Source organism: Flavobacterium sp. (assembly GCF_043722275.1).
Lineage (GTDB): Bacteria > Bacteroidota > Bacteroidia > Flavobacteriales > Flavobacteriaceae > Flavobacterium.
In genome coordinates this window covers 1-13,937 of record NZ_JAYSPC010000042.1, presented here as the reverse complement: position 1 = coordinate 13,937, position 13,937 = coordinate 1, and the positions used below count along the sequence as shown (strand labels likewise).

Annotated in this window: 12 protein-coding genes and 3 pseudogenes; 11 read left to right on the top strand and 4 right to left on the bottom strand. The window is 33.1% G+C overall.

Translation table 11 applies throughout. The features are described from left to right. Window positions 1-100: 100 nt before the first annotated feature. On the bottom strand, window positions 101-1,195 hold the full coding sequence (ychF, locus tag ACHZDT_RS05295; RefSeq protein WP_394773598.1) for a redox-regulated ATPase YchF: 1,095 nt from the start codon (window positions 1,193-1,195) through the stop codon (window positions 101-103). Window positions 1,196-1,514: 319 nt separating this feature from the next. Here ychF and ACHZDT_RS05290 point away from each other — a divergent pair, with 319 nt between their 5' ends. Next, window positions 1,515-4,226, top strand: coding sequence for a TonB-dependent receptor domain-containing protein (locus ACHZDT_RS05290; protein WP_394773597.1), 2,712 nt, complete (start codon window positions 1,515-1,517; stop codon window positions 4,224-4,226). 81 nt (window positions 4,227-4,307) lie between these two features. Further along, entirely contained in the window at window positions 4,308-5,060 is a 753-nt protein-coding gene (locus tag ACHZDT_RS05285; RefSeq protein WP_394773596.1) for a class I SAM-dependent DNA methyltransferase, read from the top strand. Here the strand turns inward: ACHZDT_RS05285 and ACHZDT_RS05280 are convergent. Further along, window positions 5,050-6,213 carry a hypothetical protein gene (locus tag ACHZDT_RS05280; protein ID WP_394773595.1) on the bottom strand — a complete coding sequence of 388 codons (1,164 nt, stop codon included), beginning with the start codon at window positions 6,211-6,213 and terminating at the stop codon, window positions 5,050-5,052. The genes ACHZDT_RS05285 and ACHZDT_RS05280 overlap by 11 nt on opposite strands. 168 nt (window positions 6,214-6,381) lie before the next feature. Next, window positions 6,382-6,732, bottom strand: coding sequence for a 4Fe-4S dicluster domain-containing protein (locus ACHZDT_RS05275; protein WP_394773594.1), 351 nt, complete (start codon window positions 6,730-6,732; stop codon window positions 6,382-6,384). Window positions 6,733-6,882: 150 nt separating this feature from the next. Here ACHZDT_RS05275 and ACHZDT_RS05270 point away from each other — a divergent pair, with 150 nt between their 5' ends. From ACHZDT_RS05270 to ACHZDT_RS05245, 6 genes are all read left to right on the top strand, one after another. Continuing rightward, entirely contained in the window at window positions 6,883-7,956 is a 1,074-nt protein-coding gene (locus ACHZDT_RS05270; protein ID WP_394773593.1) for an acyl-CoA reductase, read from the top strand. A gap of 93 nt (window positions 7,957-8,049) precedes the next feature. Continuing rightward, window positions 8,050-9,120: a 3-phosphoserine/phosphohydroxythreonine transaminase gene (serC, locus tag ACHZDT_RS05265; RefSeq protein WP_394773592.1), complete on the top strand. Its 1,071-nt coding sequence runs from the start codon at window positions 8,050-8,052 to the stop codon at window positions 9,118-9,120. A gap of 259 nt (window positions 9,121-9,379) precedes the next feature. Then, window positions 9,380-10,330, top strand: coding sequence for a D-2-hydroxyacid dehydrogenase (locus ACHZDT_RS05260; protein WP_394773591.1), 951 nt, complete (start codon window positions 9,380-9,382; stop codon window positions 10,328-10,330). A 101-nt stretch (window positions 10,331-10,431) separates the two neighbouring features. Continuing rightward, window positions 10,432-10,995, top strand: coding sequence for a hypothetical protein (locus ACHZDT_RS05255; protein WP_394773590.1), 564 nt, complete (start codon window positions 10,432-10,434; stop codon window positions 10,993-10,995). 239 nt (window positions 10,996-11,234) lie between these two features. After that, window positions 11,235-11,675 carry a DUF6146 family protein gene (locus tag ACHZDT_RS05250; protein WP_394773589.1) on the top strand — a complete coding sequence of 147 codons (441 nt, stop codon included), beginning with the start codon at window positions 11,235-11,237 and terminating at the stop codon, window positions 11,673-11,675. A gap of 32 nt (window positions 11,676-11,707) precedes the next feature. Next, on the top strand, window positions 11,708-12,010 hold the full coding sequence (locus ACHZDT_RS05245) for a DUF6787 family protein (RefSeq protein WP_394773588.1): 303 nt from the start codon (window positions 11,708-11,710) through the stop codon (window positions 12,008-12,010). Here ACHZDT_RS05245 and ACHZDT_RS05240 read toward each other — a convergent pair. Next, window positions 12,007-12,303, bottom strand: a complete 297-nt coding sequence (locus ACHZDT_RS05240) for a hypothetical protein (protein ID WP_394773587.1) — start codon at window positions 12,301-12,303, stop codon at window positions 12,007-12,009. The two genes, ACHZDT_RS05245 and ACHZDT_RS05240, sit on opposite strands and share 4 nt — an antisense overlap. A gap of 409 nt (window positions 12,304-12,712) precedes the next feature. Between ACHZDT_RS05240 and ACHZDT_RS05235 the strand changes: the two are divergent. The 3 pseudogenes from ACHZDT_RS05235 to ACHZDT_RS05225 form a co-directional block, all read left to right on the top strand. Further along, window positions 12,713-12,934: pseudogene (locus tag ACHZDT_RS05235) on the top strand (ATP-binding cassette domain-containing protein); the annotation flags it as partial. A gap of 207 nt (window positions 12,935-13,141) precedes the next feature. Further along, window positions 13,142-13,591 (top strand): annotated as a pseudogene (locus ACHZDT_RS05230) (ABC transporter ATP-binding protein); the annotation flags it as partial. 117 nt (window positions 13,592-13,708) lie between these two features. Beyond that, window positions 13,709-13,840: pseudogene (locus tag ACHZDT_RS05225) on the top strand (TIGR02757 family protein); the annotation flags it as partial. Between the last annotated feature and the right edge of the window lie 97 nt (window positions 13,841-13,937).

The following is a 13,937-nucleotide window of genomic DNA, read 5'->3' as shown; positions in this document are numbered from 1 at the left end:
TGTTTGCGTATAAAAAAACTGCTGAATCTCTTCAGCAGTTTTTTCTATCTTCTTTATTCTATCTTCTTTATTTTATCTTCTTTATTCTATTATCTAAGACCTAAACGTTAAAACGGAAATGCATTACATCACCATCTTTTACGATGTATTCTTTTCCTTCGACTTTGAATTTTCCTGCTTCTTTTGCTTTTGCTTCAGATCCGTAGTGAACGTAATCTTCGTATGAGATAACTTCGGCACGAATGAATCCTTTTTCGAAATCTGTGTGGATAACTCCGGCTGCTTGTGGCGCAGTAGAACCAATGTTGATTGTCCAGGCACGAACTTCTTTTACACCTGCGGTAAAATAGGTTTGTTGTTTTAATAATTTGTAAGCTGCACGAATTAAAACTGATGCTCCAGGCTCTGTTAATCCCATATCTTCAAGGAAAATCTGACGCTCTTCGTAGCTTTCTAATTCGGTAATATCAGCTTCTGCTCCTACTGAAAGTATAATAACTTCGGCACCTTCATCTTTTACTAATTCACGAATCTGATCTACATATTTATTTCCGTTTACTGCTGAACTTTCGTCAACATTACAAACGTATAAAACGGGTTTTGAAGTAATTAACTGGAAAGCTTCCATTAAAATTTCTTCGTCATTATTTTGAGGAATAATTGTTCTTGCAGATTTTGCCTGTAATAATGCTTCTCTGATTCGGTTTAACAAAGCTTCTTCAGTCTGAGCTTCTTTGTTTCCGGTTTTTGCAGCACGTTTTACTTTTTCTAAACGTTTGTCTACCGTTTCTAGGTCTTTTAACTGTAATTCGATATCAATTGTTTCTTTATCACGTATTGGATTTACGTTTCCGTCAACGTGAACAATATTATCATTATCAAAACAACGTACAACGTGAATAATAGCATTACACTCTCTGATGTTTCCTAAAAACTGATTTCCAAGTCCTTCACCTTTGCTTGCTCCTTTTACCAAACCTGCAATGTCAACAATATCAACTGTTGCCATTTGTACGCGCTCTGGTTTTACCAATTCTTCTAACTTATTGATTCTTGGATCCGGAACGTTTACAACTCCAATATTAGGTTCGATTGTACAAAACGGAAAGTTGGCACTTTGTGCTTTTGCATTGGACAAACAATTAAATAGTGTCGATTTTCCAACATTTGGTAATCCTACAATTCCTGCTTTCATATGTAGATAATATTTGTTTTTTTATTTAATTTATCGCTGTCAGGCGCTGTTATGATTGATTCTATTTCAATTATTTAGCCTCTGATTTGAACGTTATTTCTGCTTTTATTTTTTTTGCCAAAATGATAGCTTTTCGCCTTAAAATTTTGCAAATATAAGATTTAATAGCTCGTAACTAAACAAAAAATGACGATATATGTTTTTTTACGACTTTTCTTAAAAAAAATTCAACTTTTTCGTAATGTTTTGTTAAATAATGTTATTTTTATCACAATATTTAATAAACCAATAAAATATTTTAACCAAAATTAGATTACACATGAAAAAAATTGCAGTATTATTATTTTTATTTAGCACAGTCGCGATTTTTGCTCAACAGCAAGTCTCGGGTGTTGTAAAAGACAATTCCGGTAACCCCCTGCCTGGAGTAAATATTGTCGAAAAAGGTACAACTAACGGAGTATCTACTGATATTGACGGATCTTACAAAATTACAGTAAAAGAAGGTGGATCATTAGTGTTCACTTATATGGGGTTTAATAGTGTTACCAAGCTTGCAAATGCTTCAAAAATTGATGTTTCATTAGCCGAAGAATCAGGACAAAATCTTGATGAAGTTGTTGTTACAGGTTCCAGAACTGCAGCCAGAAGTAATACTACGAGCGCATTACCTATTGATGTTTTATCTGCTAAAGATTTAACTTCTACAGGACAAGCGACATTTGATAAGGCGCTGCAATACAAGATTCCGTCTTTTAATACGGTGCAAACTCCTGTAAATGATGCAACATCATTACTAGATCCGTACGAAATTAGAAATATGGGACCAAGCAGAACTTTGATCCTTATTAATGGTAAGCGTAAAAACTTAAGTTCATTGCTTTACGTGCAAACTTCTCCGGGACGTGGTGAAACTGGTGCTGATATCTCTGCTATTCCAACTGACGCTATTGAGCGTGTTGAAATTTTGCGTGATGGTGCATCTGCTCAATACGGATCTGATGCGATTGCAGGAGTTATGAATATCATTTTGAAGAAAAACACTACTGACGGATCTTTAACTGTAAGAAGCGGAATTACTTCTGAAGGTGACGGAGAAATGTTAGGAGTAAGTTTAAACAATGGTACAAGTGTTGGCGAAAAAGGTTTTTTAAATTATACAATAGATTTTTCTAAGGTAAATTTAGCAAACAGACCTGGAAAAGTTGATGCTCAAGGCGATGCAAATGACTTTTTAGGCGGAACACCAGCTGATGTTGCTACTGTTCAATCTTTTCTTGACAAATATCCTGATGCAAGAAACGTAAATGGTTCTCCAGAAACTGCTGCTGCAAAATTCTTAATTAATGGTGGAAACGATATTAGCGATAATACAAAATTGTATTATAATGCTGCATATGTTTACAAAAAAGTAAAATCGTTTGCCAATTTCAGAACGCCATATTGGAGACCTTTATCTGGTGATCCTTATTTGAATGATTTTTTCGGAAATGGTAATGACGCAAATCCTTCTTATGAAGGATACGGACCTACTTTTGAAGGAGATCTAACAGATTATAACGGAACTTTAGGTTTTAAAAACGTGAAAAACGGATGGAATACCGATGCGAGTTTAACTGTGGGTGGTAACAAACAAGTTTATGCTGTAAATAATTCTGTAAACAGATCTGATATTGTTGATGCAGATGGTAATAACGTTTACAGAGAAAATAGCCCTATTTCGTTTAAACCGGGTGGAACATCTTTTAATCACGTAGTGGGAAATATTGATGTTTCTAAAATTGTATCCGAAAAAATCAGTATTGGTTTTGGTACTGAGTTTAGATCTGAGTATTTTACTGTTATAGAAGGTGACAAAGCATCTTGGGACGGAACCGGAGCTGACTCTTTTGCAGGAAACAGACCTGAAAACTCAGGAAAATGGAACAGATATAATGTGGGTGTTTATCTTGATGTAGCTTTTGATATCACAAAAGATTTCTTAGTAAACGGAACTGTTCGTCATGAAGAATACAGTGATTTTGGTGGAGCAACTGTTTGGAAAGCAAGTACAAGATATAAATTCCTTGATGATAAGATAACTTTAAGAGGATCTGTTTCAACAGGTTTCAGAGCGCCTACTTTACACCAAATTTATACTCAAAAATCACAATATTCTTTCGTAGCTGGTGAAGGAATTCAAATTAGCGGAATCATTAATAACGTTTCTCCTCAGGCACGTCAATTAGGAATCCCATCTTTAGATCCTGAAAAATCAACAAACATTACGGTTGGTATTGGAGCAAAACCTTTTAGAAACTTTAATTTTACTGTAGATTACTATAATATTAAAGTAGAAGACAGAATTGTTTTAGGAGACAGACAAGATACTCAATTTGGAAATGTGGCTTGGTTTTCTAACTCATTCGATTCAAGAACTGCTGGTTTAGATGTTGTAGCTAACTACAATAACATTGGTATTGGTGAAGGTAAATTAGGATTTAATGTATCTGGAAATATTACTTTAGAAAATAAAAGAATTTCTCCTGTAACGAACAATTCATTTGGAGAAATCCTGAATTCATTGACTTTTACTTCAAGACCTGATACTAAATGGATTCTTGGAATAAATTATGAAATTGGTAAATTCGGATTCTCTTTGAATAATACTTATTTTGGAAAAACTACCTTTAATCAGGATGGTTTAGCTACAAATGATCCTAATGCTCCTGTTACTTCTCCAGAGTATTTAGCAGCTAATTTAAAAACAGAGTTTATTCCTAAAATTGTTACTGATTTAGGTGTTAACTTTAGTGCTACAGAAAAATTAACTATTGCATTAAATGTAAACAACTTGTTTAATATTTTGCCTGAATGGAAATTCGTAGCAGAAAATGAAGCTGGAGCTGCATTACTTGCTGATCCTGCACAAACTAAACAACAATCTAACTTACTTACATTTAATCAGCGTTATTCAAGAATGACTTATGATGGATTCCATTTTAGTCAATTAGGAACTATGTTTAACTTATCTGTAAATTATAAATTCTAAGTACAACACTTTGTTTAAATAACTGAAAGGGTTGTCTTTAATGACAGCCCTTTTTTTACTTTTATATAAAAAATTAAAATTATGGCAAGTTTATATGACGGGAAAATGGCGGCAATTTATGATGCGATGTATCAAACTTTTGTCAATTATGACGAAGAATACGCTTTTTACAACAACCTAATTCAGGAAAATAAAGCCTCAAGTATTCTTGAAATAGGAAGCGGAACAGGAAACCTGGCGAAACGATTTCAAACAAATAAGCAAAATTACCAAGGTCTTGATTATAGCGAAAGCATGATTGCAATTGCAAAAGAACGAAACAAGAATTGCTCTTTTCTTCAAGGAGATATGCGGGAATTTAGACTGGATAATCCTGTAGATGCTATTTTAATTACCGGAAGATCTACAAGTTATTTGATTACAAACGATGATATCAACCGAACTTTTGATTCAATTTATAAAAATCTGAAGGAAAACGGCGTAATTATTTTTGACTTTATTGATGCGAATCGGTTTATTCCTTTTACAAAAGAAAATCCTCTTATAATTCATGAAGCCAAATATGAAAATGAAAATTATACGAGAGAAAGTCATTGGGATACGAACAATTCACTAGAGAATTTCATGCTCGAATGGACAGCGAAATATTATAAAGTGGTAAATAGTGAAAAAGAAATTATTGAGAATGATTTTTCAACCGTTCGCGTTTTTACACGTAATGAAATGGAGCTTTTTTTATACCTGAATAATTTCGAAATCATAAAAACAATCGACAGAAAAACGTATGCTTATGACACTTATGTTATTGTAGCCAGAAAAAAAATTACATCTTAAACTCTAATCCGTCTATAAGCCTTTTTTCTTCGTCAGTAGCTGTAAATCCAGAGATGTCCCAATATTTTGTCATCACTTTATTTTTTTTATTAAAAAGTGTTTTCTCCTTAAAAACATCACTATCACTATAGGTGAAATTTTGTCTGGTAAAATGGGTTGTAATAAAATTATTTCTCACCTGAATATTCTTGACTTTATCTTTTAAAATCAAATCATAAGCAATTTCTTCATTTGAACTTAGTAAATAATAATCTTCACCATCAATTCTGTAACTTACCTTAATTTGCGATCTGGTAATATTTTTAGAACCTACTTTTGTTTGTTCTTCAATTTGAACGAGGTTAGCTTGCTTTATAATAATACTAAATTCTACAATTAACTTTTTTATAGGATCGTAAATAATTTCAAAAGTATCAAACTCTTTTTTAGATTTATCTAACGGAGTTACAGACATTATATAATAATTCTTATTATTGGGATGCCCCGTTGTTGTAAACTCATATTCTTTTTTTGTTTTTGAATCTAAAAGAGGATCAAAATATTTAAAATTGGAATAATTCTCCATAATGTTATTCAAATTATATCCCATTAGATCATTACTAACTTCATCTTCCAGCAATCCATAAGATCTATTTTGTTCTACTAATAATGTCGTAGTTGATTTATTTTGATTTTCTTCAAATTGAAAATTTACCAATCCGTCATTATAGTACGAATATTTATTATCAAGCATAAAAAACTCTCTTACATATACTTTTAACCGGTATGAATTGGCAAGTTTTTGTCTTGAATTAGAAATAATTTTTTGAAGATTTTTTTCTGGTTTTTCTTTTGAAACAACAATTTCATCCAATTTATTGCTGTTATTTTTGAGATAAATTACAAATAGATCCGGCTTTAAAGCATCCCAGCGAATTGTCACTTTTTCGTAGTTGGTTTCAGAAACCTGAATACTAGACGCACCATCCAATGCAAAAATTACTTTTCCGTCCTTATTGCTTATTAATGTTTGTTTTGTTTTCATGATAAACACGATCGCATTTTCTATAGGCAATTGTGTTTCTATGTCTTTAACAACAATAGAATTTTCTTCGTGTTGCGAAAAAACATTCATACTGAATAATACTACAAATAAAAATATCAATTTCTTCATAGGCATTGCCAAATTTTCAACTAAAGTATTAATTTTTTATTAATAAATCAACAAGATAAAAACAAAACATTAAAAATCAACCAACTAGCTTTTTATCAAAAGTTCAAATCAGAGCAAAAAAAATCCTGAGCGTTGACTCAGGATTTATATTTTTATCAAATAAAAAGTTTATTCATTGTGTAAAAACGCTTGTCTGTTCAACAAGGTTTCTTCATCTTCAACGTGATTATCATCAGGCACACAACAATCAACTGGACATACAGCTGCACATTGAGGTTCATCGTGAAAACCTTTACACTCCGTACATTTTCCCGGAACAATATAATATACCTCGTCAGAAATTGGAGTTTGAGCATCATCTGCATCAACCTCAGTTCCGTCCGGTAAAATTACTTTTCCTGAAAGTCTTGTTCCGTCTTTATATCTCCAATCGTCAGCTCCTTCATAAATTGCTGTATTTGGGCATTCTGGTTCACAAGCCCCACAGTTTATGCATTCGTCAGTTATAATTATTGCCATTTGTTTTTAGTCTTAAAGTTAAAAGTACTAAAGTTAAAAAGTCTGAAAATTTAAAAAAACTCATTTCGATCTTTTGACTTGATGACTTTCGACTTATTTATCCTTATTTTTGTGCAAAATTACAATCAAAACAATTCATAAGCAAACAATATGACATTAGAAACAAAAAAAAGTGTTTTTGTTGAATTAAGCAAATTCTTAAATCAGTTCTCTGAAACAAATAATACACCAAACCCGTCAGTTTTAGGCAATGATTTGTTTTTTGATGATTTTATAAAATTGATACAACTTTCCCAATCACACAACGGATGGTATACGCCTGAACAAGTTTATTTTGCAATAAAATCATGGGCAGATGCATTGACTCAGGAAAATATTGACAAATGGTTATCTCAATATTCAACTGAATTTGCTCAAACTGACAAAACAGAAAAAAATGTTGCTTTAATTTTAGCCGGAAATATTCCGTTAGTTGGTTTTCACGATTTTTTATCCGTTTTAATCACAGGAAATAAAGCATTAATAAAAACATCATCAAACGATCACCATTTATTGCCTTTTTTAGCTAAATATTTAATTTATGTTGATGAAAGCTTAAAAAACAAAATCACTTTCGTGGAAGGTAAACTGGAAAACTTTGATACCGTAATTGCCACCGGAAGCAATAATACTGCCAGATATTTTGAATATTACTTTAAAGATAAACCTTCGATTATTCGTAAAAACAGAAACTCGGTTGCTGTTTTAAACGGTAAAGAAACCAAGGAAGAATTAGAAGCTTTAGGCGAAGATATTTTCAGATATTTTGGATTAGGATGCCGTAATGTTTCGAAACTTTTTGTCCCGAAAGATTATTCATTTGTTGCCTTTTTTGAGGCAATTTTCAAATATCAGGATGTGATTCATTACGAGAAATACGCGAATAATTATGATTACAATAAAGCGGTTTTTTTAATGAGTAATTTCAAATTATTAGATAACGGATTTCTGACTTTAAAAGAAGATCCGAGTTACGCCTCTCCTATTTCGAGCGTTTTTTATGAATTTTATGAAAATATAGATGATTTACAAACACGTCTTGGAGCTGATGCTGAACAAATTCAGTGCATCGTAAGCAATGATTTGATCAAAAACAGTATTCCGTTTGGACAAACCCAAAATCCTCAATTGTGGGATTATGCAGATAACGTAGATACTATAACGTTTTTGTTAACAACAAAGTAAAAATATGTTTAATTATTTCGAATAATTTATCGCTTTTTCAGCTCCTATTGCCGAAATTTGCGTCTTTAAAATTTTCGTCTATTAACAACAACCATGAAAAAACACAACTACAGCGCAGGACCAAGTATCTTACCTCAAGAGGTTTTTGAAAAAGCATCAAAAGCTATACTAAATTTTAATGATTCAGGACTTTCTATTCTTGAAATTTCGCACCGAAGCAAAGATTTCGTTGCCGTTATGGATGAAGCCCGTTCGCTTGCTTTAGAGTTATTAGGACTTACCGGAAAAGGATATCAAGCCTTGTTTTTACAAGGTGGTGCAAGTACCGCATTCTTAATGGCTCCTTACAACCTAATGAAGGAAAACGGAAAAGCTGCTTATTTAGATTCAGGAACCTGGGCAACTGCCGCTATAAAAGAAGCAAAATATTTTGGAGAAACTGTTGTCGTAGCTTCTTCAAAAGAAGAAAATTACAATCATATTCCAAAAGGATACGAAATACCAAGTGATGCTGATTATTTTCACTGCACTAGTAACAATACCATTTTTGGAACTCAAATGAAAGATTTCCCTGCAACGAATGTTCCTGTTGTTTGCGATATGAGTTCTGATATTTTTTCACGCAATTTAGATTTCTCTAAATTTGATTTAATCTATGCCGGTGCTCAAAAAAATATGGGTCCTGCAGGAGCTACTTTGGTAGTTGTAAAAGAAGATATCTTAGAGAAAAGCGGAAGAACTATTCCTAGTATGTTAGATTATGCTAAACATATCAAAGCAGAAAGTATGTACAATACTCCTCCTGTTTTTGCAGTTTACGTTTCACTTTTAACTTTACAATGGATCAAAGAAAAAGGCGGAGTTGCTGCTGTTGAAAAATTAAACGACGCAAAAGCTGATTTAATTTATAATGAAATCGACAGAAACCCATTATTTAAAGGTGCTGCTGCGGTTGAAGATCGTTCTAAAATGAATGTTACTTTCTTACTAAACAACGCTGATCATACAGAAACTTTTGATGCTTTATGGAAAGCTGCAGGAATTTCAGGATTGCCGGGACACCGTTCTGTGGGTGGTTACAGAGCATCTATTTACAACGCTATGCCTATCGAAAGTGTTCAGGTATTGGTAGATGTAATGAAAGCTTTGGAAGATAAAGTTTAATCGTTTTTTCGGTTAATCGTTAATTTGATTAATGTTTAATCGAATTTTCTGTTTACACGAAAACATCAATTGAATACCAAAATCCTAGCCCCGATAGAAGTGGAAATCCTTTTATTTTTTTCTTTAAAAAAATAAAAGATTGGAACGTCCCGAGGCTTCGGGAGCGGGATTAGCTCCTAAATCAAAAAAGAAAAATAATATATGTTTATCAACTAATCTATACGATTAACCGATAAAACAAATAAACACATAACCAAAAATGAAAGTATTAGCAAATGACGGAATTTCAAAAAGTGGAATTCTAGCTTTAGAAAAAGGCGGATTTGAAGTTATAACTACAAAAGTAGCTCAGGAACAAGTAGCTAATTTTGTGAACGAAAATAATGTAGATGTAGTTTTAGTGCGTAGCGCAACTAAAGTTCGTCAGGATATTATTGATGCCTGCCCGGGATTAAAAATTATTGGTCGTGGTGGTGTTGGTATGGATAATATCGATGTCGATTATGCAAAAAGCAAAGGGATTCACGTAATTAATACGCCGGCTTCATCATCAGAATCTGTTGCTGAATTGGTATTTGGACACTTATTTTCTGGTGTTCGTTTCTTGCATGATTCTAACAGAAATATGCCTCTTGAAGGAGATTCAAACTTTGATGGTTTGAAAAAAGCGTATGCAAACGGTGTTGAATTAAGAGGAAAAACTCTTGGAATTGTTGGTATTGGACGTATTGGACAAGCTACTGCAAAAATGGCGCTTGGTTTAGGTATGAAAGTAATTGCTGCAGATAGTTTTATTCCGCAAGTAGATATTAAAGTGGAGTTTTTTGACGGTCAGTCAATCACTACAACAGTTGTTTCTCAATCATTAGAATCATTATTTAAAGAAGCTGATTTCATTACATTACACGTTCCTGCTCAAAACGGCTATATTGTAAGTGAGAAAGAATTTGAAATCATGAAAGACGGTGTTGGAATCATAAACTGTGCTCGTGGTGGTGTTATTGATGAAGTTGCTTTGATAAAAGCGCTTGATTCAGGTAAAGTTGCTTTTGCAGGATTAGACGTTTTTGAAAGCGAACCAAAACCTGAAATGACAATTTTAATGCACCCAAAAATCTCTTTGACTCCGCACATTGGAGCTGCAACCGGAGAGGCACAAGACAGAATTGGAACTGAACTAGCTTCACAAATTATTACTTTGTTGAGCTAATAATAAAAAATAGATTAACTTTAAAGGGATTTACTACAAAATTGTAGTAAATCCCTTTCTTTTTTTCATTAAATTTGTCGTCTAATCTAAATGTAAACATCATGTTTGAACAATTGACCCAATTAGTGCAACAATACGGAAACAATGCTGTCGTGAACAACGATGCCGTACCAAATGAGCATAACGAAGCTGTATTAAGCGAAACTAGCAATTCTATATTTGCAGGATTGCAAAAAATTGCTTCAGAAGGTGGCGGCGAACAACTTGCCAGCCTGTTTAGTGGTAAATCACCTATTGATAGTTCTAATCCTGTTGTACAACAAATTACACAACAGTTATCTGGTACGCTTGGTCAAAAATTCGGATTGAGCAATGATGCTTCCTCTGGTGTTGCTTCAGGAATGATTCCGCAAATATTAAGTTCATTAGTAAATAAAGCAAAAGATCCAAACGATAGCAGTTTTCAAATTTCGGATATTATCGGTTCTCTTACAGGAAACGGTGGACAAGCTTCGGGAATTATGGAAACCATCAACAAATACGGAATGCAATTTGGTTTAGATCAAAATGCCGACGGAAAAGTCGACGTAGCTGATGTTTTGGTAGTTACTAAAACCAAAGGTGGAATTGCCGGATTTATTGGGAAATTGTTTGGGAGTAAGTAGTTTTAAAAAAAAAGGCTCAAAGCTTCAAAGGCGCAGAGGTTCAAAGATGTAGAGCCTAATTACTAAATATAAATTTTTAAGCTGTTTTTGCATTCAATGCAAAACAGCTTTTTTTATTCTAAAACCTTAAGTTCACTTTGAACCTCTGCGCCTTTGAACCTTTGAACCTCTTACAGAACTGTTAAATACCAAAAAACTTCTCTGATTTATTCGTAAATTTAGGCTTGAAACTAAAAGTTATGAAAAACTGTATTTACATATTAGTTCTCTTGTTTACGATAATTGCGTGTTCTACAGCTTCAAAAAATACTGTTGCTGCAACTTCTCCAGTTAAGCCAAATTTAGCTGTAAATGACACTGTGCGAATTGCGAATGATTCATTAGAATACGAAGTTATAATTATAGATAACGGTTTTAGTACGTGGTTGGCATCAATGGCGCTTCCTCGAAATTATTATTCATTGTCATATCTTGAAAATAAGAATTACTTATATGTCACTGAATGGAATAATCGCGTTTTGCAGCCACAAAGATATAGTCCGAATTTATATGAAATGACGATTGATTACCAACCAAATATTCATTACGGATACGAAGTAAATTATTTGATCTACAATTATATGATTTATTTTCAAAATACATACAAACAAAAGCTCGGCGGGTACGTTCCTATAAGATAATGTTCTTATATTTGTAATCATTGCAAGTAAAAATGAATAAATTAAAGAAACGCTGGGGAATTACCTCAAATCTACAAGCCATAATTATCATTGTTGTTTTTGCCATCACCGGATCGGCATCGGCATGGTTGTCTAAACCTTTTTGCGTTTGGCTTGGCATCACCAAAGAAGATTTTGGCGGTTGGTTTACTTTAATACGTTTGCCTATTATTTTCCCAATATATCAGGTTTTACTGGTTGCCATAGGAACCGTTTTTGGACAATTCCGCTTCTTTTGGAATTTCGAAAAGAAAATGCTTAAAAATATGGGATTAGGATTTTTATTTAAAGACTAAACGTCATTATTGCTTTTTTGAAAATAATAAGTATAAATCCATGTAATTGTAAATGATGGGATTATATCCGTGAAAGGCAATGCTTCTTCTATAAAAGTCAAAACGCTCGCCACCCTTCCCACTCTTCCTTTGTACATTCTGGTCATGATAAAAGCCGCAACCGGGGCCCAGATCACATCTGAGAATTCTCCCAATACCGGAATCGTAAACGAAATCATTCCAACTCCATCCAAAAGAACTCCAAGCAAAAGCTTTCTCATTCTGTCGTCACTTGTTACATTTACTTCCTGCATTTGTATAATATTTTAGATTAGTCTAATTTATAAAGAATTAGTCAAACAAACTTATTTCAAAATTTGATTTTCTTTCTTAATTCCCATCTAATCAATTTTCCTGCCATTTATATATTGCCCACAGATTAGGACGGGTTTAACAGGTTTCCACAGATTTTCTTTCAAGTTGTATTATTTTAATCTGCGACAACCTGTTTAATTTATCTTATCCGTGAGTAAAAAATACGGATTTAGACGGATTAAACAAAACGGATTATCACAGGTTTCCCGAAAGCTGTATAATTTTAATCTGTGACAAACTGTTTTATCCGTTTTATCCGTGGGCAAAAGTTCATTTATACTTAAAATTCTGTTACAACACATTTTTATATCGGCAGAATCTTTGTTTCTTTGTAGAAACAGTTTCAAAATGATCCACGCAAAAAATATACATAAGTTCTACGATAAATTAGAGGTTTTAAAGGGAGTTGATCTGCATATCAAAAAAGGCGAAATCGTTTCTATTGTTGGTGCTTCAGGCGCGGGGAAAACAACACTTTTACAAATTTTAGGAACATTAGATAAACCGGAAATAAATAGTGAATCCTCTTTAACCATCAATGGCGAAAATGTTTTGAAACTACAGGATGTTGAAACTAACAATTCAAAACAAGAAAAAACATTTAAAGTCCTTTCCTGGATTGGCGGTATCTATGCCCTTATTTTATTAATATTTTTATTATTTTTCAAAAATAAAATTGAAAATGACATAATCGGAATTAGTACAATTGTAATTCTGTTTTTACCTATTTTACTATTCGTATTTTATCTGAACCGTTATTTTAAAAAGAAAAGCAACCAGGATAAGGTATTATCCACATTCCGAAATTTAAATCTGGGTTTCATATTTCAATTTCATCAATTATTACCGGAATTTACAGCATTGGAAAACGTTTGTATTCCTGCTTTCATGGCAAATAAACCAAAAGCCGAAACTGAAAAAGAAGCAAAAAGAATCTTGGAATATCTGGGATTATCACATAGAATTCATCATAAACCAAACGAACTTTCAGGAGGAGAACAACAACGTGTTGCGGTTGCACGAGCATTAATCAATAAACCCGACGTTATTTTTGCCGATGAACCTTCAGGAAACTTAGACACACATTCTGCCGAAAATTTACATCAATTATTCTTCCAGCTTCGTGACGAATTCGGGCAAACTTTTGTCATTGTAACACACAACGAAGAACTTGCTAATATGGCAGATAGGAAATTAGTTATGGTCGACGGACAAATTAGTAATTAGAATCAGGAGCTATTTCCTGCTGTCCGCTATATCTTTTCCTGGCTAAAGAAGCCAGAAAAAGGATGTCGCTTCCATCAGGGCTAGGACACTCGAATAACAAGAACTTTCATTTTAGACATGAATAAAAAAGAACTCAAAGAATTTCTCGACGAAAAAGTCATTCAATACAATAATCAGGATTTCATCGAAAGTGATCCTGTTCAAATTCCGCATTTATTTTCTCAAAAAGAAGACATTGAAATCGCAGGTTGCAAATTCTGGTAAAAGTGAGCACCCCATTCCGGTAAAAGAGAGCAATTGATTCCGGTTCAAAGTGAGCACCCTATTCTTGTGAAAGAGATCAATT

Bases quoted from the DNA above. Each gene is read 5' to 3' on its own strand.
- ACHZDT_RS05270 (WP_394773593.1), top strand. From the start codon at position 6,883: ATGACATTAGAAACAAAAAAAAGTGTTTTTGTTGAATTAAGCAAATTC.
- ACHZDT_RS05290 (WP_394773597.1), top strand. From the start codon at position 1,515: ATGAAAAAAATTGCAGTATTATTATTTTTATTTAGCACAGTCGCGATT.
- ychF (WP_394773598.1), bottom strand. From the start codon at position 1,195: ATGAAAGCAGGAATTGTAGGATTACCAAATGTTGGAAAATCGACACTA.
- ACHZDT_RS05260 (WP_394773591.1), top strand. From the start codon at position 9,380: ATGAAAGTATTAGCAAATGACGGAATTTCAAAAAGTGGAATTCTAGCT.
- ACHZDT_RS05280 (WP_394773595.1), bottom strand. From the start codon at position 6,213: ATGAAGAAATTGATATTTTTATTTGTAGTATTATTCAGTATGAATGTT.
- ACHZDT_RS05285 (WP_394773596.1), top strand. From the start codon at position 4,308: ATGGCAAGTTTATATGACGGGAAAATGGCGGCAATTTATGATGCGATG.
- serC (WP_394773592.1), top strand. From the start codon at position 8,050: ATGAAAAAACACAACTACAGCGCAGGACCAAGTATCTTACCTCAAGAG.
- ACHZDT_RS05255 (WP_394773590.1), top strand. From the start codon at position 10,432: ATGTTTGAACAATTGACCCAATTAGTGCAACAATACGGAAACAATGCT.
- ACHZDT_RS05245 (WP_394773588.1), top strand. From the start codon at position 11,708: ATGAATAAATTAAAGAAACGCTGGGGAATTACCTCAAATCTACAAGCC.
- ACHZDT_RS05250 (WP_394773589.1), top strand. From the start codon at position 11,235: ATGAAAAACTGTATTTACATATTAGTTCTCTTGTTTACGATAATTGCG.
- ACHZDT_RS05275 (WP_394773594.1), bottom strand. From the start codon at position 6,732: ATGGCAATAATTATAACTGACGAATGCATAAACTGTGGGGCTTGTGAA.
- ACHZDT_RS05240 (WP_394773587.1), bottom strand. From the start codon at position 12,303: ATGCAGGAAGTAAATGTAACAAGTGACGACAGAATGAGAAAGCTTTTG.